Origin of the sequence: Actinoplanes sp. NBC_00393 (genome assembly GCF_036053395.1) — a bacterium.
Taxonomy (GTDB): domain Bacteria; phylum Actinomycetota; class Actinomycetes; order Mycobacteriales; family Micromonosporaceae; genus Actinoplanes.
Map to the genome: position 1 here is coordinate 8,309,554 of NZ_CP107942.1, position 17,631 is coordinate 8,327,184.

General features: G+C 70.4%; 21 protein-coding genes. 12 read left to right on the forward strand and 9 right to left on the reverse strand.

Going from position 1 to position 17,631, the window contains the following annotated elements:
* Positions 1-52: 52 nt before the first annotated feature.
* Positions 53-907: a hypothetical protein gene (locus OHA21_RS38435; RefSeq protein WP_328478801.1), complete on the reverse strand. Its 855-nt coding sequence runs from the start codon at positions 905-907 to the stop codon at positions 53-55.
* Positions 908-1,377: 470 nt separating this feature from the next.
* Between OHA21_RS38435 and OHA21_RS38440 the strand changes: the two genes are divergently transcribed.
* The 6 genes from OHA21_RS38440 (at position 1,378) to OHA21_RS38465 (ending at position 6,895) form a co-directional block, all read left to right on the forward strand.
* Positions 1,378-2,301: a hypothetical protein gene (locus tag OHA21_RS38440; RefSeq protein ID WP_328463628.1), complete on the forward strand. Its 924-nt coding sequence runs from the start codon at positions 1,378-1,380 to the stop codon at positions 2,299-2,301.
* Entirely contained in the window at positions 2,285-3,262 is a 978-nt protein-coding gene (locus OHA21_RS38445) for a TRM11 family SAM-dependent methyltransferase (protein WP_328463630.1), read from the forward strand. The genes OHA21_RS38440 and OHA21_RS38445 overlap by 17 nt, the downstream gene beginning before the upstream one ends.
* Entirely contained in the window at positions 3,259-3,756 is a 498-nt protein-coding gene (locus OHA21_RS38450; RefSeq protein WP_328463632.1) for a hypothetical protein, read from the forward strand. Before OHA21_RS38445 ends, OHA21_RS38450 begins: the two co-directional genes overlap by 4 nt.
* 171 nt (positions 3,757-3,927) lie before the next feature.
* Entirely contained in the window at positions 3,928-4,998 is a 1,071-nt protein-coding gene (locus OHA21_RS38455) for a tyrosine-type recombinase/integrase (RefSeq protein ID WP_328463634.1), read from the forward strand.
* Positions 4,995-5,309: a helix-turn-helix domain-containing protein gene (locus tag OHA21_RS38460; protein WP_328463636.1), complete on the forward strand. Its 315-nt coding sequence runs from the start codon at positions 4,995-4,997 to the stop codon at positions 5,307-5,309. Before OHA21_RS38455 ends, OHA21_RS38460 begins: the two co-directional genes overlap by 4 nt.
* Positions 5,310-5,314: 5 nt before the next feature.
* Positions 5,315-6,895, forward strand: coding sequence for a hypothetical protein (locus OHA21_RS38465; protein WP_328463638.1), 1,581 nt, complete (start codon positions 5,315-5,317; stop codon positions 6,893-6,895).
* A gap of 29 nt (positions 6,896-6,924) precedes the next feature.
* On the opposite strand, the gene OHA21_RS38470 is transcribed toward OHA21_RS38465, so the two are convergent.
* From OHA21_RS38470 to OHA21_RS38480, 3 genes are read right to left on the reverse strand one after another with little or no spacing between them, the layout of a single operon-like run.
* On the reverse strand, positions 6,925-7,539 hold the full coding sequence (locus OHA21_RS38470; RefSeq protein WP_328463640.1) for a methyltransferase family protein: 615 nt from the start codon (positions 7,537-7,539) through the stop codon (positions 6,925-6,927).
* Positions 7,536-8,246: a cation transporter gene (locus OHA21_RS38475; protein ID WP_328463642.1), complete on the reverse strand. Its 711-nt coding sequence runs from the start codon at positions 8,244-8,246 to the stop codon at positions 7,536-7,538. The genes OHA21_RS38470 and OHA21_RS38475 overlap by 4 nt, the downstream gene beginning before the upstream one ends.
* Positions 8,247-8,295: 49 nt before the next feature.
* Positions 8,296-8,661 (reverse strand): ArsR/SmtB family transcription factor, encoded by a 366-nt coding sequence (locus OHA21_RS38480; RefSeq protein WP_328478803.1) that lies wholly within the window; start codon positions 8,659-8,661, stop codon positions 8,296-8,298.
* A gap of 345 nt (positions 8,662-9,006) precedes the next feature.
* On the opposite strand from OHA21_RS38480, the gene OHA21_RS38485 reads away from it, so the two are divergent.
* From OHA21_RS38485 to OHA21_RS38495, 3 genes are read left to right on the forward strand one after another with little or no spacing between them, the layout of a single operon-like run.
* Positions 9,007-9,372: a hypothetical protein gene (locus OHA21_RS38485; RefSeq protein ID WP_328463644.1), complete on the forward strand. Its 366-nt coding sequence runs from the start codon at positions 9,007-9,009 to the stop codon at positions 9,370-9,372.
* The gene (locus tag OHA21_RS38490; RefSeq protein WP_328463646.1) at positions 9,369-9,923 is read left to right on the forward strand and encodes a DNA cytosine methyltransferase; all 555 of its coding nucleotides are present in this window, start codon (positions 9,369-9,371) and stop codon (positions 9,921-9,923) included. The genes OHA21_RS38485 and OHA21_RS38490 overlap by 4 nt, the downstream gene beginning before the upstream one ends.
* Positions 9,898-10,764, forward strand: coding sequence for a hypothetical protein (locus OHA21_RS38495; RefSeq protein WP_328463648.1), 867 nt, complete (start codon positions 9,898-9,900; stop codon positions 10,762-10,764). The genes OHA21_RS38490 and OHA21_RS38495 overlap by 26 nt, the downstream gene beginning before the upstream one ends.
* Before the next feature lie 404 nt (positions 10,765-11,168).
* On the opposite strand, the gene OHA21_RS38500 is transcribed toward OHA21_RS38495, so the two are convergent.
* Positions 11,169-11,579, reverse strand: coding sequence for a hypothetical protein (locus tag OHA21_RS38500; protein ID WP_328463650.1), 411 nt, complete (start codon positions 11,577-11,579; stop codon positions 11,169-11,171).
* Positions 11,580-11,868: 289 nt separating this feature from the next.
* Here OHA21_RS38500 and OHA21_RS38505 point away from each other — a divergent pair, with 289 nt between their 5' ends.
* The 3 genes from OHA21_RS38505 to OHA21_RS38515 are packed head-to-tail and all read left to right on the forward strand — an operon-like array spanning position 11,869 to position 14,365.
* Positions 11,869-12,558, forward strand: a complete 690-nt coding sequence (locus OHA21_RS38505) for a hypothetical protein (protein ID WP_328463652.1) — start codon at positions 11,869-11,871, stop codon at positions 12,556-12,558.
* Complete coding sequence (locus tag OHA21_RS38510; RefSeq protein ID WP_328463654.1) at positions 12,555-12,908, forward strand: DNA-binding protein; 354 nt, start codon at positions 12,555-12,557, stop codon at positions 12,906-12,908. Before OHA21_RS38505 ends, OHA21_RS38510 begins: the two co-directional genes overlap by 4 nt.
* Positions 12,905-14,365, forward strand: a complete 1,461-nt coding sequence (locus OHA21_RS38515; protein WP_328463656.1) for a tyrosine-type recombinase/integrase — start codon at positions 12,905-12,907, stop codon at positions 14,363-14,365. The genes OHA21_RS38510 and OHA21_RS38515 overlap by 4 nt, the downstream gene beginning before the upstream one ends.
* A gap of 133 nt (positions 14,366-14,498) precedes the next feature.
* Here the strand turns inward: OHA21_RS38515 and OHA21_RS38520 are convergent, their stop codons facing one another.
* The 4 genes from OHA21_RS38520 to OHA21_RS38535 all read right to left on the reverse strand — a co-directional run bounded on the left by OHA21_RS38520 (position 14,499) and on the right by OHA21_RS38535 (position 17,470).
* Entirely contained in the window at positions 14,499-14,855 is a 357-nt protein-coding gene (locus OHA21_RS38520; RefSeq protein ID WP_328463658.1) for a helix-turn-helix domain-containing protein, read from the reverse strand.
* A gap of 66 nt (positions 14,856-14,921) precedes the next feature.
* The gene (locus OHA21_RS38525; protein ID WP_328463660.1) at positions 14,922-16,088 is read right to left on the reverse strand and encodes a hypothetical protein; all 1,167 of its coding nucleotides are present in this window, start codon (positions 16,086-16,088) and stop codon (positions 14,922-14,924) included.
* Positions 16,089-16,211: 123 nt separating this feature from the next.
* Positions 16,212-16,493, reverse strand: a complete 282-nt coding sequence (locus tag OHA21_RS38530) for a helix-turn-helix domain-containing protein (RefSeq protein ID WP_328463662.1) — start codon at positions 16,491-16,493, stop codon at positions 16,212-16,214.
* Between the two features lie 383 nt (positions 16,494-16,876).
* Positions 16,877-17,470 (reverse strand): GNAT family N-acetyltransferase, encoded by a 594-nt coding sequence (locus tag OHA21_RS38535; protein WP_328463664.1) that lies wholly within the window; start codon positions 17,468-17,470, stop codon positions 16,877-16,879.
* Between the last annotated feature and the right edge of the window lie 161 nt (positions 17,471-17,631).

Genomic DNA, 17,631 nt, shown 5'->3' on the forward strand with positions numbered 1-17,631 from the left:
AAGCGGGCCCGACGAAGGCGTCGGGCCCGCTGACTGGTGGCGCGAATGGTTCTCAGGCGGCGATGAGCCGCCGCGGGGTGGCGGCGCGGCCGGCGCGGATCCGGGCGCGCTGCTCGGCGCGCTGTTCCAGCTTCTCGCGCAGGCGCGGCGAGGTGGCCTCCTCGAGGATGCCGTCGCTGACGGCCTCGGCGATACGGGCGTCGATGCGTTCGACCCGGCGCCGCAGGGTGGCGACGGGCAGGCCGAGGCGGGCGGCGATCGGCTCGATCGCCCGGCCGCCGAGCCGCAGGTCGATGTAGGGCTGTTCGTCTTCCGCGTCGACGATGCCGAGCTCGACGGCGCGGCGCACCAGCAGGTCCGGATGTCCCCACGGCCGTCGCGGGGTTCGCGGGCCGGTGACGTGCTCGAGGATCTCCTCGGGCAGCGGGATCGCTTCGGCGCCGTCGCGCTGGTGCAGCTCGTGCCCGGCGCGCCAGGCGGCCCGGCACAGCGACGCGTACGGTGCCGGCCGGGCCAGATCGACCCGGTCGCGTAGCGCGGTCAGGAAGCCGGTCAGGATCTCCGCGTCCAGGTCATAGGCGTCGCCGCCCCAGCCGCGGCGCAGCTGCCCGGCGTAGCGGCGCAGCGACGGCAACGCGAGAGCCGTCGCGGCGATCACCCAGGCCGGGCCGTCGAGCCGAGCCCGGCGGATCAGCTCGCGCCACACAGCGTCGCGGGCCTCGTACGAGCGTGGGTGCTTGAGCAGCCAGCGCCGCAGCGCGGGCAGGCTCGGCCTGCCGGCGGGCAGGTCGGTGCCGTCGCGCAACGGCTCCAGGTCGAGCAGCAGCGGCTGCGGGCCGGTGGTCAACGCGTGGAAGGCGGCGTCGACGGCGTCCAGCGGCGAGTCGGGCCATTCGGTGGCGGTCATGCGAGCGAACTCCTGAGGCTTGAGGCGGTGGGTTTCGCCGGCGGCCGCGGCCATGAAGGTCACGCCGGCCGCGTACGGCATGCCGCTGATTGCGCCACGAGCGGCTGACACCGTTCCAACACCGCAGGTCAGCCTTCGCGGACGAGGTGGCTGCAGGGCGAAGCGGCGCCCTCTGCAGGCTCGCCTCTGCCTGACGGCCGTCTGACACGGTTCTGACAAACTGGCGTTGACCTGCACTTACTCGACGCGGCGTCGTGTCAGTCGTTGGGGTACCAACAGCTAACAAGAATCTGACAGCGGTCTATTCGCGGGTTCGCCGCGTCTGACACATGGCTGACAGCCCGGCGCGGCTCGGGCGGCGTTAGAAACGTGTCAGACCGCTGACAGACCGGGGAGTGTTCGCCACAGCGCACAAAACCCGGTTTGAGGGTGTCAGCGCATCACGGCGCGGCGCGGAGCCCAGCCACTTCATGAGCGAGCACACGCCGCAGCACCACACCGACCCGTCCACCCCCGCCGACCCGGCCGTACTCGACGCGGCCCCGACCGACCTGATCGCCGGCGACCCGCCGGTCCCGATCACCGTCTGGCGTACCGCCCGGACCGAAGCCGACGCCGGCCGCAGCATCGGCGCCCGGCTCGCGGCCCGGCTGATCGCCGCCTACTCGCGGCCCGGGGAGGTCGTCGTCGACCTCACCGACGGCCACTCCCTCACCCAGGCCTGCACGGCCGGTGGCCGCCTGCACCATCCGGCCTGGTTCACCGACGCGTCCAGCCTGATCATCGGCCCGGCCACCCCAGCACCTTCGGCCGACGACGCCGCCTTCCTCACCGGCGACAGCGCCGGTGAGGACGAAGAGGAGCTGCCGGAGCTGAGCGCCTGGTTCGGTGACGACCTCACCGACCCGGACCTGCACCCCGCCGGTGCCCCGAACGCGGAGGTTGCGGCCGACGGTTCGTTGCACGGGGTGATCAGTCTCGTGGTCGCCCGCTGGCCGCTCGACAGCGGCGACGCCGCCAACCGGGTCCGGCTTGCGTGGCTGCTGACCGCTTGCGCGCAGCTGCTGCGTCCCGGCGGTTGCCTGATCCTGGTCGTCGCCGTCCCGGCCGGCACCCCGCCGATCCCGGAGGACTTCACCCCGGTCGTGCAGGCCGCCGCCGGGGTCCGGCTCGGTTACCTGCAGCACATCGTCGCCGTCACTGCCGACACCGACGGCGACGCGTTCATCTACCACGTCACCGACGAGGAACTGCTCGCCTTGGCCGACGCCACCGGGCAGTGGCAGGCCGCGCACCTGCGGGTGCACGCCGACCTGCTGGTGTTCAGCCAGACCGACCGGCCGGCGCCGCGCTCGAGCAAGCGCGGCCAGCGGGGCGGTGGTGGCCGTGGCTAAGCACCGTTCACCGCAGGATCCCGGCGCTCAGCCCGACACCGCCAACGCTCGTGCGGGCGTCGGCGGGCGGCACCGCGCCTACGACGCCCAGCATCGCGCCATCGGGCCGGACGGCCTGTCGGTGTGGACGACCGCCCAGTCCACTGGGCCGGTCCAGCGCAAGGGCCGCTACACGGCCGAGTCGGTCAAGCACCCCGCCCGGATGCTGCCGGCGATCGCCGCGCACGCGATCGAGCACTACACCCTGCCCGGTGATCTGGTGATCGATCCGATGTGCGGGATCGGCACCACCCTGGTCGAAGCGGTGCACGCCGGCCGCGACGCGTTCGGCATCGAGTACGAATCCCGATGGTCCGACATCGCCGACGCCAACATCAAACACGCCCACACCCAGGGCGCGACAGGCCGGGCCGCGGTCATCCGCGGCGACTCCACGAACATCCTGTCGCTCGTTCCCTCCGCCCTGACCGGCCAGGCGACGCTGGTGGTGACCAGTCCGCCGTACGGGCCGACCGTGCACGGCCTGGTCGAGCCTGGCGAAGGCGGCGTCCGCAAGTCCGACAACTCCTACAACGACGGCACCGACAAGGGAAACCTCGCCTACCGCGACCTCACTGGGCTGGCCGACGGCTTCGCGCAGATCCTGGCCGGCTGCCGGACGCTGCTGCGCCCCGGCGGGGTCGTCGTGGTGACGGCCCGGCCGTGGCGCAAACACGGCCAGCTCGTCGACTTGCCATCCGCGGTGATCGGCGCCGGTGTGCGGGCCGGGCTCATCCCGGTCGACCGGTGTGTGGCGCTGCTGGCGGCGGTCCGCGACGACCAGCTGGTCGCCCGGCCCAGCTTCTTCCAGCTGCAGGCGGTCCGTAAGGCCCGTCGGGCGGGCACGCCGATGCACCTGATCGCGCACGAGGACGTCCTGGTGTTTCAGGCGCCGACTGCCGAGGGCGGGGTGGTTGCGTGACCGCACCCCTCGCCCGTTTTCTCTCGCTCGGTGCCGGCATACAAAGCTCGGCGCTGCTGCTGCTCGCCGTCCAGGGCCGGATCCCGGCGTTCGACGCCGCGGTCTTTTCAGACACCGGGTGGGAGCCGGCCGCGGTCTACTCCCATCTGCGGCGTCTGGAGGGGCTCGCTGCACCGGCGGGGATCCCGATCGTGCGGGTCTCGGCCGGCAACATCCGCGACGACGCCCTCGACCCGGCCCACCGGTTCGCGTCCATGCCGCTGTTCACCCTCGGCCCCAACGGCGAGAAAGGCATGGCCCGACGTCAATGCACTAGCGAGTACAAAATTCGCCCGATCAAATCGGAAGTGCGGCGGCGGCTCGGCTATCCGCACCCGGCTCGCGTGCCGGCCAGTGTGTTTGCGCAGATGGCGATCGGCATCTCGGTCGATGAGGTTCATCGGGCGCGTGACGCCGACGTCGGGTACATGCGCAACGTCTTCCCGCTTATCTAACTTGCCTGGAGTTCCCGCTGGCCCCAACACCGTTTGTCCCACACCGATCGGACGGAGCAGCGCCTTCTCACCCGTTGGGGGAATCGCGATCACGGTGACGCTTCTTCAGAATCTGTGAAGGAACACGGCACGGCGTGAAGTCTGTCCGGTCCGGGTGAAGGTCGGTGTGCGATGGCGTTGGCGGTGGTACGCGACCTGCACGCGCTCAAGGGCCCGCCGTCGGAGTCGCAGGTCGCCGACCTGGAGACCGATGTCGTGGCCGGGTTCGTGCTGGCCCGGGCGGCTGCCGGGATCACCGATCGCACGATCGAAGGCAATCTGACCGACCTGGAGCAGATTCGGGCGTGGTTCGGGGCGCCGATCTGGGCGATGCAGCCCAAGGACGCTGATCGCTTCTTCGGCACGGTGCTCCGGCACGCCGCTGCCACGACGCGGTACGGCAAGGCATCGACGTTGTCGCTGTTCTTCGCCTATCTGGAGCTGCGGCACCGTGCCGAGATCTATGCGTTGACCGGCGTGGTGCCGCAGTGCCCGATCGACGAGATGAACCGGCCGCGGAACCCGCAGTGCCTGATCCGGATCCCGCCGTCGGAGCAGGAGATGCAGACGCTGCTGACGGGTTGGCGTGAGGACCTGGCGTCGTGCCGCAAGTACGCGACGGCGGCCCGGAACTTCGCCGTCTGCCGGTTGATGACGCAGGTGGGCAGCAGGGTGAAGGAGACGCTTCAGCTCGACGTCTGCGACGTGCGGTGGGACCTCGGGCGGTTCGGCAAGGTGCTGCTGCGGTTCGGCAAGGGCTCCCGCGGTCGGGGCCCGAAGCAGCGCCTGGTTCCGCTGATCAACGGGGCGCGGGGAACGTTGGAATGGTTCGTCGAGGACGTCTGGGGCCAGTTCGGTGACGACTGGGACCGGCTGGGAGCGCCGTTGTTTCCGTCGGAGCGTAAGTCGTCGGACGGCGGCTGCTTCCGGTTGACCGCCGAGCAGGTCCGAGTGGCGCTGGCGGAGGCGGTCGTCCGGCATCTGCCGGCGTGGCAAGGAAGGCTGACCCCGCACGTGCTGCGGCACTACTGCGCCTCGCAGTTGTATCTGTCCGGGATGGACTTGTGGGCGATCCAGGAGCTTCTGGGTCACACGTGGGCGTTGACGACGATGCGGTACGTGCATGTCGCGCGGACCCACATCGAGGAGTCGTGGCTGCGCGGTCAGGAACGCGCAGCGCGCCGTTTGGAGGGCGCACGGTGAAGTGGAACCTGCGGATGGCGGCCGCGAGCCGAGGAGTGTGGAAGGCCAGTGAGCTGCGCCGGATGCTGGCGGAACAAGGGCTGGTGATCAGCGCCGGGAAGATGTCCGGGCTGTGGTCCGGCCAGCCGCAGAGCATCCGCCTCGGCGACCTGGACATCATCTGCCAGACGCTGGACTGCACGGTGGCCGAGCTGCTCATCGCGGAACCGGTGGCGGCGCCGACCGCAGTGCAGGAGCCGGCTGCCGTTGCTGCGGCGGGTGGTGGTGTGGTGCCGCGACGGCGGTCCGGTCGTAGTCTGCCACCGGCTTGACAGCGGTGACCGCGAGCGAACCGCGGTGGCGGTCCTGGTATCGGCCGCACGGGTCCTGCGCGAGTTGCCTGGCGTGGGGCAAGCTGCACTGGACGCTGTGTTACCCCTGCTACAACTGGCAGCGCACTCACCAGAACGTCGCGGTCTGCGCGGCGTGTAACCGCGAGCAGGTCGGCAAGGCCGGCTACTGCCGGATGTGCTGGGCGGAGGCGTCTCGGCGGATGCCCAAGCGCCACGGCGACAGTCTGGCACCGGTGCTGGCCAGGCTGCGCTGGCATCAGCTGTACTTCACCAACATGCGCCAGGCCGTGTGGCGGCACCGGATCACTCGGCACGCGGTGCTCGAGTTACCGCTTTTGGAACGCGGCTGCGAGCCGCTGGTCATGGTCGGGCAGTTGACGTTGTTCGACGCAGAGCGAGACCTGAGCCGGGCGACGCTTCCCGTCACGTTCTCCAAGAGACCCGATCTGGAGCGCTACCCGCACGTGGCCATCGCGTGGGACGCCGCCGACAGGCTGGCCGAGCTGCAGGGGTGGAGCAGCCGCACTCTGGCGACGGCACGGCGTGGTCTGGCGATCGCACTGGCCTGCCGGCCGGCCGACGAACCGGTGCATGAGCGGGAGCTAGTCGTGCTGGCCCGGCGCGACTACCCGATCCATCACATGGCGACCGTGCTGGCCGACGCCGGGTTGCTCGGTCAGCGCGTCGACAAGGTGGAAGCGCACTGGCAGCGTCGCCTGCACGGCGTCGGCGAGCACATCGCCGCCGACATCGACAGCTGGCTGCGCTGGCTCCGGCACGGCGACGAGCGCACCCAGCCCCGCAGTGGCGGAACCGTCTCCGAGTACGCCCGCCGAGTCGCCTCGGTCGCGCACGCCTGGACCGGCCGTTACACCCACCTTCGGGAGATCACCCGCGAGGAGATCACGCGGACCGCCGGCGCGCTGACAGCGGCCGAACGCACCCAGACGTTGATCGCGCTGCGGTCGCTGTTCGGCTACCTGCACCGCCGCAAGCGGGTCTTCACCAATCCGACCAGCCGCACCAAGCCCGGCTCACCTCGTCGCACCGTGCTGCTGCCGCTGACCGAGCAGGACTACCGCGACCTCAACGCGGCATGCACCACCCCGATGCATCACCTGGTGCTCGCTTTGTCCGCGGTCCACGCGGCCAGCCCTCACCAGATCCGGCACCTGCTGCTCGACGACATCGATGTCGGCAATCGCCGACTGGTGATCGGGGCTGTGGACCGCCACCTCGACCCTTACACCCTCAGCGCCCTCGAAACCTGGCTGCGACACCGTCGCGAACGATGGCCGGCCACCACGAACCGGCATCTGCTGATCAGCAACTACACCGCGTCGACGTCCGGGCCGATCAGCAGTTACACCCTCACGCACCTGTTCCAGCCCTCGCTACCGGGCCTGGACCGGATTCGCCGGGACCGGCAACTGGAGGAAGCCCTCAGCCACGGACCCGACCCGCTGCACCTGAGCATCGTGTTCGGTATCCATCCCAGCACCGCCGCCTTCTACGCCGACAGCGCTCGGCAGTTGCTGGAACAGGCGGCCGCACCGTCGTCATGACAGCACGGCCGCACACCATCTGCCCGCGGTCAGCCGCTGGTCAAGCGGCCGACGGCTGGCAGGAACCGGCCGGCGCGTTGGGCGTAGTCGCGGTACGCCGGCCCGTGCGTGGTGAGCAGGTACGGCTCTTCCACCACGCGGACCTGGATCTGCACCGCGGCGAGCAGACTCGGCAGGGCCGTCAGCATGATCAGCGACGGGACCATGCCCGTCAGCCCGGCCAGCACGGCGAGCATCCCCGTGAAGATCGGGTTGCGGAGGTGGGCGAACAGGCCAGCGGTCACCAGGGTGGTGCGCTCCTCCTGGTCCACGCCGATGCGCCAGGAGGCACCCATCTGCCACTGCGCGGTCAGCGTCACCGCGATCCCGGCCACCGCGATGATCAGCCCACCCATCGCCAGGCCCGGATGCCACACCAGCGGCCGGACCGCGCCGGTGAATGCCAGGACGGGAGCCGCGGCGGCCAGCAGCAACGCGCCGATGAACAGCAGCTTTCCCCACCATCCGGCCGACCCGATCGGGCCGGCGTCCAGCCGCAGTCCGGTGTCGCCGGTGGTCCGCAACTGCACCACCGTGCGCCATCCGAACGCGGCCACCATCGCGAGCACGAATACCACCAAGGCGGCGACAGCAGAAACGGTCACCGGGACACCTCCCCCGCGCAGCACGCGTCGGTGCAGCCCGGGCCGCACCCACAGTCGGCCGACTCCGCAGCGCCGGCGGCCGGCAGGGCGCAGTCATCGCACTGCTCGCCTCGCCACGCTTCGACACCTTCGCGAACCGCGACCACGACGATGACCAGGGCGGCGACCGGATCAGCCCACCACCAGCCGAGCGTCGCGTTGAGCAGCAGTCCGGCCAACACGATCACCGACAAGTAGGTACACAGCATGGTCTGCATGCTGTCGGCCACGACGGTCGCCGAGCCGAGCTCGCGGCCCGTACGCCGTTTCGCCCAGACCAGCAACGGCATGATCACCACGGAGGCGGCGGCGATGCCGATGCCGACCGGAGAGGCGTCCGGCCGCTCCGCGCTGACCAGCGCGGAGATGGCGTCGAAAGAGATCCACGCGGCCAGGGCGAAGAACGACACGGCGATGCCACGCAACGCGAGCCGCTCGCGCGCCTCCGGGACACGGGAGCGGAACTGCCAGATCACCACCAGGGCGCTGGAGACCTCGACGAACGAGTCCAAGCCGAAGCCGAGCAGCGCGGCCGACGACGCGGCGGCGCCCGCCGTGACCGCGACAATGCCTTCCAGCAGGTTGTAGCCGGCAGTCGCATACGCCAGCTGCAAGCTGCGCCGGTTCAGAGCGAGGCGCCGCTCGGCGCTCACCGTCGTGCCAGCCATCAGATCCGCCCTCCGGTCAGGCATTGCGTCTCCGCGAGGCATGGCCTGCTCACGCGGTCAGCTTTTCTTCGCTGTGGCCGTACACCGGGCACAGATCGACGGCGTTCCCGGTCGCGGCCAGTAACTCCTCGGCAGCGCCCAGCAACGTGAGCAGCTGCGGGTGCGTCAGCCGGTAGAGCATCTGCCGCCCCACTGCACGGCCCTCGACCAAGCCGCAATCGCGAAGGCAGGCGACATGGGCCGACACCGTCGACTGCGCCAGCCCGAGGGTCCGCGTCAGATCGACAATCCGGCGCTCGCCTCGCGCCAACTCGTGCACGATCGTCAGCCGCGTCTCGTCTCCCAGGCTGCGGAACAACGCCACCGCCGGGGACAGATCGGCCTTGCATGCGGGATCGTGTCCATCCGCTGTCATCGCCACGAAGCGATGATAGCGGAGTGCACCGGCTCCATCTATGCCACACCACCGTCAGCCCTCGATCGAACGGAGCAGCCGTCATGGCCCCACTCGCTCACCGCACCACCAGCACACTCCGCGCTCCCAGAAGCGCACCTCATCACTCCCTCAAAGAAGGAAGCACGCTTGCTGAGCACCCACTACCTACTGAAAACCTGTCCTGGAGTTCATGACGAACTTCCCCAACGTCCCGAGCAAGACACAAAGGGTGGCCCCGGAGTTCCGGCCGGCCACCCTTCACTTTTTCTGAACTCCCGGAGGTCGCTCGATCTCATGTGGCGGCGCGGCGACTGCTCAGCGTTCTTGGCCGAGCACGGGCTGGCGGACACGCCGCGCTCGGCGTGTCTCGGTTGCCCTTTTCATACTGATCTTGAATGGGTCAAGCTTCGTGACGAGGACCCGGCGGGGTGGGCGGACGCGGTCGCGTTCGACGCCGCGATCCGGCACGGGTCGGCGCGGGCGAACGCCGATGGGCATCCGCTGCGCGGGCGGTTCTTCCTGCACCGGCAGCGGGTGCCGCTCGACGAGGCGGTGCTACGCCCGCGTACCGAAGAGCAGCAGACGCCGGGGTGCGGGCCGTGGAGCTGCCCACATCCGGCGGACGTGGCTGCCGAGGACACCTCGGCTGACGCGGCGGGTGCGCGGTCCGGGTTGCGGGAGGTGGCGTGATTGAGCCGTCCGCAGCCGGTTCCGGGCAGCTCCGGATCGGGTCACTCTGCACCGGGTTCGGCGGGCTCGACCTCGCCGTCGAAGCGGTCCTCGGCGGCCGGCTCTGCTGGTACGCCGAAACCGACCCGCACGCCCAGAAAGTCCTCGCCGCGCGGTGGCCGGGCGTCGTCAACCTCGGCGACATCCGCACCGTCGACTGGAGCACGGTCGAGCCGGTCGACATCATCACCGCCGGCTTCCCCTGCCAAGACATCAGCAACGCGGGGAAGCGGGCCGGCATCACCGGCCGCAACTCCAGCGTCTGGACGGCGGTCGCCGACGCCGTTCGCGCGCTTCTACCACCGCTGGTCTTCGTGGAGAACGTGGCCGCGCTCCTCCGGCGCGGCTTCGACGTCGTCCACGCCGACCTGGCCGCGAGCGGGTACGACTCAAGGTGGATATGCCTACGCGCATCCGACGTCGGCGCCGCCCACCGCCGAGATCGGCTGTTCCTGCTGGCCATCCGTCGCGAGCTCGTCGGGGCCGGTGCTGCCGACACCATGCGCCCGTGACGGCAAGGGCCCCGGCCACCCGTACGGGCTGCCGGACCTGATCGAGCCGGGAGGCAGCCGCAACCCGCTGCTGCCCACCCCGACCGCCGTCACGTACGGCTCGAACAAGTCCGTGTCGGCCGGGGCGGCCCGCAGGCCCGGCTTGGCGCAGCTGGCCGGCAATTTGTTGCCGACCCCGACGGTGGCCGACAGCCGCAGCTCGGCCAACGCCACCGCCGGACGCACCAAACCGGCAACCGGGCACGTCGGTCACACCCTGACCGACGCCACCCGGCTGCTGCCGACACCGCGCGCCAGCGACACCGGAACCCCGGGCCGGCGTGCCGGCGAAGGGTTCCGGCCGCCGCTGTCGCAGGTGCTGCTGCTGCCGACTCCGCGCGCCAGCGACGGGGAGAAGGGCTGTCCGGGGCAGCGGGGCAGCCACGGTGATCTCACCCTGCCGTCGGCGGCTGTCCGGGTCCGGATGCTGCCCACACCGCGGGCCAGCGACGGGCACGGCATCTGCGTGCACGGCGACGGCGGCGCCGATCTGGTCACCGCGGTCGCCGCGCTCGGTGAACCCGACGAGCAACGGTGGGGCGTCTACGCCCTGGCGGTCGCACGGTGGGAGGTCCTGCTGGGTAGGCCGGTGCCGGAACCGACCCAGCCGGGCAAACACGGACGGCCAGTGCTGGCCCCGCCGTTCGTCGAATGGCTGATGGGCCTCGATCAGGATTGGGTCACCGGCCTAGACCTGCCGCGCACCGGGGCGCTGCGGGTCCTCGGCAACGGCGTGGTCTGGCAGCAGGCCGCGGTCGCGCTGCGCATCCTGCTGTGCCCGCATCGGTGGGCTCATGAGTAGCCCTCGATCGGCGGCGTGGCGGTATCGCGCCGTTCTACCCGCCGCAGCCTGCGGCGGGCCGGGCGGGTGAGCTTTCGGATGGTGCCGGGGCCAGCCTGCGCGCGGCCGGATGGCGCATCGTGGGTTCCCGGCCAACGCGTCCCGGCTGGTCACGACCGAGTCGTCCCCGCCACGACCACGGGACCGGGCATACGGCCCGCCATCGCTGGCAACCACCACCGTGATCAGCGCACGCGCTGAAAGGCCGCAGAAGGGAGGGACGTTCCGGCTGCATGGGTGCAGCCGACGCGGTGGCTCATGGCAGTTAAGTCCGGCGGGCCGCCGTCTCTGCAGGTAACACGAACCACGGATGGGATCGCCCGCAGCGAGTGCGGGCGATCCCATCCTGTCCGGTGGTGGGGCGACTACACCGCGACCGGCTCCGCTGCGGTCACCGGCGATGACTCGCTGTCGATCGCGAGGTGGTTGCGGGCGTCACTGAGTTCCGAGCGGACCTGCCGCAGCAGGTCACGGGCCCGGCCCATCGCCTTGCCTCCGGCGGTGGAGAAGTCACCCACGTACAGATCGAGGTGGCCGCCGACCCGGTGCAGGACCTCGGTGGTCTGCTCCATCGCGGCCACGGCGTCCAGCGGCGGATAGATCGCGTTGACCTCCATCGCCCGCAGCATGAACCGGGCGGAGGCGACGAGCCGGGCCATGGCCTCCGGTACCACGTGCTCGTCCTCCGGATCGATCGTGATCGTCTGCGCCGGTGCTGCCGACTCGACCGGTTCGGCGGCGACCGTGGGTGGCGAGTCAGCGCTTACAACATCCATGTCCTACTCCTGACAAGTGGTGCGGCGGCGTGCGAGATCCGCGCGCCGACACCGGATCCGATCCGGCGCGACACCATGAACCGCGCCCTTGCCGAACAGTTCAAGTGCACTGCCACACCACTTCGACCAGGCCTTTGCGTCGCGTACAGGCCGTGTCGTCGGACCACACCGATCAGCGCGTGTCACGACGAAGACGGCCGCTGATCTTCCCGTTTCGTTTCGCTCGCCGGGCGGGCGCCCTCTTCGCAGGGGGTGCCCGCTCGGCTTTCTCGTTCCCGGAAGGCATCCCATGACCAGGACCGACGAGTCCACCCTGCACCATCGTCCCTTCGCGACCCTGCTGCGCCCCAGCACCGACGACGCCACGATCACCGCCGGCACCATCCGGGCGGAGATCCGCGCCCTAGTCGCCCGGGGAGCCCTAAACCACCGTGACGGCACCGACCTGCTGGCCCGGCTCGGCCTGCAGGTCCTGCCGTACCGGTGGGCCGTCGCCGTCAGCGTGCCGGTCACCGTCACCATCACCGCACCCAACAACCGGTACGCCGTCCAAGCCGGCGTCGGGCAGCTCGTCGCCGCGCTCGGCCGGCTACGCGCCGGCTACCTCACCCAGCCCGGCGCGATCACCGTCCCCACCGATCAGCCCGCCCGCCGCTCGTTGACCGGCCTGACCTACCGCCGGGCCGAGGCCTGCCCCGGCTATCCCGTCGGCGGGATCTACCAGATCAGCGCCGACGCCCGGCTCGCGACCATGGTCAGCGCCGACAGCGCGGCCGCCGCGCACGCCGCCGCCACGGTACGCCTGGCCGCCGAGTTCCCCCGGCTCGCCGGCATCGACGCCGACGTGCAGCGGATGCGGCACCTCGGCGCGCACCGCTTCACCGGCCTCGACGATCCGCCCACCGACACGTCGGCCGGGCCGCCCGATCCCGGCGTCGCGGCGCCGGCCTGCCGCGCGGCGAGGAGGAATTCACGGTGACGTCGCGCCAGCAGCCCCCGGAAGACGACGTCACCGCCGGTGGCCCGGTCTGGACCGAGGAACGGATCCGCGCCCTCGGTGTCATCACCGATCTACCCACGGCCGGACGCATCTTCGGCATAGGACGGGCCCAGGCCTACGACCTCGCCCGGACCGGCGAGTTCCCGGCACCGGTCATCGCGGTCGGTGCCCGCTTCCGGGTGCCCGTCGCCGGCATCCTCACCGCCCTCGGCATACCCCCCGACGGCCACGACTTGACCACGTCCGCGATGGCAAGCGTGGATCACCACGACGCAATCAGATCCGTCGTAACGCCTGGCCAACCGCCATCGGAGCAAGGAGAAACGTGAGCAGCGAAGGATCCATCACCAAGCGGTGCACCTGCAAAGATCCCGTCACCAAGAAACGGCTCAACAACAAGTGCCCGAAGCTGCGTCGCCCCGGCGGGGCGTGGAGCACCACCCACGGCGTGTGGGGCTACCAGATCGAACTGCCCACCGCCGGACCCCATCGCCGCCCGATGCGGCGCAGCGGCTTCGACGGCAAAGACGAGGCACGCGCCGAACTCGACCACGTCCGGTCGCTGCTCGACATCGCCGCCGACGACACCATCACCGCCCTGCAGATCGGCGACATGCTGCACGCCTGCAAGAGCGGCGACCCGCTGCCCAGCCGCGACGACGTCGCCGCCCGTGTCCGCGCCGGAGTCCCCGCATCGGTCGAGGTCACCACCGGCCAATACCTCAACGACTGGCTGGCCGGACGCCGTGGCCTGTCGGAGAAGACGCTGCGCGGCTACGCCGACGACATCCGCCTCTACCTCGTCCCGCACCTCGGCGACATCCCGCTGCAGCAGCTGCGGATCGGCCACGTCCAGGCCATGTTCACGGCGTTGGATGCACGTAACACCGAGATCCGCGATGGCCGCGCCAGCCCGGATCCCGTCGTGCGTGCCCGCTATCGCGGGATCCGCCCGCGTAGCGCCACCAGCATGCGGCGGCTATTCGCCACCCTGCGGGTCGCGCTCAACCACGCCGTCCTGCCTGGTCGGCTCATCCCGTTCAACCCTGCCCTCGGGGTCGAACTCGACCCGGAGGACTCGACACCGCCGCGCGTCTGGACGCTGAAAGCGATCGAGAAGTGGAAGGCCACCGGCGAGCGGCCCAGCCCGGTAATGGTGTGGCGACCGCAGGAAGCCGGACAGTTCCTCGACTTCGCGGCACGCCACGACGCCGTCCTCTATCCGATGTTCGAGCTGATCATGCATCGTGGGCTGCGGCGCGGTGAGTGCTGCGGCCTGTCCGACTGGGACGTCGACCTCGACGAGGCAATCTTGACGGTCATCGACCAGATCACCCCGGTCGGATACAAGCCGGTCAAGAAGAAGGTGAAGAGCCGAGCCGGGGAACGCACGGTCGCTCTCGGGCCGAAAACCGTGGCCACCCAGAAGGAGTACGTGGCGATGCGCGAGCGGTGGCGGCAGGCCAGCGGCGACGAATGGCCCGACACCAACTACTACTTCGTCCGGCCCGACGGCCAGCCGTGGCACCCGCAGACGATCAGCGACCGGTTCGACAATCTCGTGGCCAAGAGCGGCCTACCGCCGATCCGACTGCACGACCTGCGGCACTGCGCGGCCACGTTCCTGCGCGGCGGCGGCGCGGACATGAAGGAGGTCCAGTCGGTCCTCGGCCACTCCCGTCAGAGCGTGACCTCGGACCTGTACACCTCGGTCGTGCTCGAGCTGCAGCGCGAGCACGCCGACGCCGCCGCCGACCTCATCCCTCGCGGCGACAAGGCAGCCTGACCGCCCGCCCGCCGCGCCTTGGCCATCAGCCACCCGCTGACGTGCGGGTATGCGGGAAGCTGCCTATGGTGAGGTCGTGCCTGCCCCGGTTCCCCCGTGCCGGGGCAGGCACGATTCGTGGCTTGGGCGCTGGTCATGGCCCGGTGGTTTCCAGCGCTGCGTGGGCTGGCGACCCGGTCATGCTCCCGATTCCCGTCTGACTCGAATCACGAGCACCTGCTGCTCCCGTCCTGGCCCGGGCGGTCCGAGGCTGGCGGTGTCGGACGCCGCCGTGCGGGCGGAATTCGACGCCGGCCGCTTTCATCAGGCGGTAGGCGGTGCCGTACGAGACTCCAAACTCGCTGGCGATCTGCTTGGTGGACGGTTTGTCGTCCTCGCGGTACCGCTTGGCCATCGCGGCACCAGCCTCGGCCTGCTGCGGCTTCGACATGTTGCGCCGGGGCGTGCGGCCTGGTTCGGAGTTCGTCGTGCTGCGCTGTCGTGAACCCATCGGTTCCTCCTGAACCGTGAGGAGAAGGTGCCGCCGAGCGGTGGCGAAGACGGTTAACCGCGACCGTCAAGTGAGAAGGTGAATGAGGACCGCAACCGCGATCACGGGTAGCAGGACCGCAGTTGTGCGTAGTGCGGCTCGGCGGGCGCGTCGGTGGGCCAGGTACGCGGCAATCGTGTCAGTGAGCTGCTGCCGGACCGCGCTGTCGTCCGGCTGCGGCATGCGGTCGGCGGCGAGCATGACCGCAGCATCGGGTTCGGTGAGCATCCGGCTGATCGCACCGGCGATGTCGCCGACGCGGTAGCCGGTCAGCGGATGGCGGCGTTGGGCGTCGTGGCCGTTGATGACAGGTGTGGGGGGCGGCGTGCGGGCGGGTGGTGTGGGTAGGAGCCTGGCCGGCGTCGGCAAGGCTCGGCCTTCCGAAGGGCTCCCGGACGATGTGGCCGTCAGGGGCTGGTGCTTGTGGGTGCAGACGGTGGTGCGGTGGGTGTCGATGTAGGCGGTGTCATCCGCGGCGGTCTGTGCGGTGTACGAGGCGACGAGGTCGTCCCAGGCTGTGGTGTCGCGGGCTTGGGCCAGCAGGGCGAGCAGGTGCAGGTCCTGCCTGCAGGCACGCAGCATCCTCATGAACGCCGCCAGGACAGCCGTGCCGGTGCTGGCATCAGGGTGCGGGTGGTAGTGCCAGGTGTGCCAGGCGCCGACGAGGGTGTTCAGGGCGTCGGTGCATCGGCCAGTGGCGTGCAGGCTGGTAGCGAGGTCGATGGCGGCGGTGAGCGCGCGTTGCGGCTGATGGATGCGGTATCCGGCGAGTACGCGGCGGCGCACGTCGATCGCGTCGGTGAGCAGGCCGTGCTGGTGCAGCGTGGCGCCGTACGCGTCGGCGGCGGCGAGCCGTCGCGGGTGTCCGCACGGGTAGAGGACGTGGCTGGCGTGGTAGGCGTGGTGCGCGGCCCGCATCTGGTCGGTGCCGGTGGCGAGTGTGGCGAACAGCGTGCAGGCGTCGATGAGTTCAGGCTCGGCGAGAACCTGCGTCAAGTCGGCGGTGGTGACGTACGGGCGCAGTGTGGTGGCAGCTTCAGTAGGACGCCCGGTGGTGCTCAGGAGCAGCGCGGTCATGACGGCCTCCGACAGGTCGCCGACCTCGCCGGCAGCGGGCGCGGCGTTGACCGCCGCCGAGCCGTCGGTGACGGGTTCGGCATGAGGTGGGAGCGATGATCGGCGTTTCGGTGCCACGACGGTCCTTTCTCGGCGGGACGTTGACGGCCGCGGGCCGGTGCCTAGTTGAGCGGGTACAGCGATCTGAGCGCGGGGTGTAGGCCGTTGGGGTCGGAGGTGACTGGGTGCGGTGATCGAGGTTCACGGGTGGGGGCCGGTGAGCCGGGCGGTGCGGCCGTTGGCGGGTCGGCGTGTCACACCGGCTTCCTCGAGCAGGTTCCAGACGAACCCGTATGAACGGTCGAACTGTGCAGCGATGGCGCGGATCGACAGGCGGCGTCCCGCGCCGGGTGCGGGCTGGTAGAGCTGCACGGCTTGCTGGCGCAGGTCGTCGCGGGCTTGGCCGGTGACCGGGGTAGAGACTCGGCGGGGCTTACCGGGGCGCTGTGCCTCAGTGGTGGTCGCGCGGGCGGGCTCGGGCATCGTGGGCTCCCGGTATGGCATGGCGGGGCGGGTGGTGTGCTCCCGATTCGGGTTGAGTTGCCGATGGCTGGGGTGGGCGGTGCGCTCCGGCCTTGGGGGCAAGGGACATGAGCGCACCGCCCCGGCAGCACGTCGGGTCGGCTGCCGTGACCGCGCAACGCTGGGACAACGGGCGGAGTGAGGTCCCGCTTGGCGGTCGTCGGTGCGCCGAACGGTCTCCGCTCGGAGGCGTCCAGCACGGGCTTTGCTGTTACTGGAGTGGTGGTTGGCCGGGGCTGTCGGTGTGGTCAGTGGCGATGATGAGCAGCGGAACTCAGCCGAGGAGATCTCGGCGAGGAAGCCGCCTGACGGTGTACCCCGGCAGGCGGGACCGGGGTGGCGTGTTAGCCGTTGGCGACCGGCCGCCACATGCGATAAAGGACCGTGTCGCCGTCGACGGCGATGGTCGGCGGGGTCATGTCGGTGTAGCCGTGGCGGTGGTAGAGCCGCTGGTTGTCCGGGCTCGTGGCTTCGAGATACGCGGGGATGCCATCCGCGTCGAGCTGGTTATGGGTGTGGTCCATCAGTGCGCCGCCCAGGCCCTGGCCCCACCTGTCGGGGAGCACGGCGAGGAACAGCAGGTGGAAGTGCGGGTCGCGGGGGTGGCTTGAGTCCATCTGGTGGTCGAGGTGCTCGAAGCGGGGCAAGTCGTCGCCGGCCAGGTCGGCCAGGTGCTTGGCGTAGTTCTCTGGCTCGGTGACCTCGCCGGTGCGGTCGAACCAGACGGCGGCGGCGGTGGCGTCTTCGGTCATGACGACCTGCCCGGCGCCGCCGATGGCGTGCTCGATGTAGAGCCGGTACCAGGCCCGGGAAACCGGCAGGCGCCGCTGGTCGTCGGGGACGAGGTAGTGGATGACGGGCATGTGCTGGAAGGAGGCCGCGATGATGTCGGCGACGGTGTCGACATCGGCGGGGCCGGCGATACGCAGTGCGCTCATGATCGGTGCCTTTCGGTTAGTACTGCAACGGCACTTCATCGGAATGGGTAGCCGCGGCGTTTGTAGTGGCTGAGGCGGGCTTGGTGTTGGCGGCGTCGTCGCCACCGTGACCACCACCAGACGTGTTCGGGCTGGTGGGGGCGGACGAGTAGTGCGGCCAG

Excerpts from the sequence above, each read along its gene's own strand:
- OHA21_RS38435 (WP_328478801.1), bottom strand. The coding sequence starts at position 907 with ATGACCGCCACCGAATGGCCCGACTCGCCGCTGGACGCCGTCGACGCC.
- OHA21_RS38440 (WP_328463628.1), top strand. The coding sequence starts at position 1,378 with ATGAGCGAGCACACGCCGCAGCACCACACCGACCCGTCCACCCCCGCC.
- OHA21_RS38455 (WP_328463634.1), top strand. The coding sequence starts at position 3,928 with ATGGCGTTGGCGGTGGTACGCGACCTGCACGCGCTCAAGGGCCCGCCG.
- OHA21_RS38475 (WP_328463642.1), bottom strand. The coding sequence starts at position 8,246 with ATGGCTGGCACGACGGTGAGCGCCGAGCGGCGCCTCGCTCTGAACCGG.
- OHA21_RS38480 (WP_328478803.1), bottom strand. The coding sequence starts at position 8,661 with ATGACAGCGGATGGACACGATCCCGCATGCAAGGCCGATCTGTCCCCG.
- OHA21_RS38500 (WP_328463650.1), bottom strand. The coding sequence starts at position 11,579 with ATGGATGTTGTAAGCGCTGACTCGCCACCCACGGTCGCCGCCGAACCG.
- OHA21_RS38505 (WP_328463652.1), top strand. The coding sequence starts at position 11,869 with ATGACCAGGACCGACGAGTCCACCCTGCACCATCGTCCCTTCGCGACC.
- OHA21_RS38520 (WP_328463658.1), bottom strand. The coding sequence starts at position 14,855 with ATGGGTTCACGACAGCGCAGCACGACGAACTCCGAACCAGGCCGCACG.
- OHA21_RS38530 (WP_328463662.1), bottom strand. The coding sequence starts at position 16,493 with ATGCCCGAGCCCGCCCGCGCGACCACCACTGAGGCACAGCGCCCCGGT.
- OHA21_RS38535 (WP_328463664.1), bottom strand. The coding sequence starts at position 17,470 with ATGAGCGCACTGCGTATCGCCGGCCCCGCCGATGTCGACACCGTCGCC.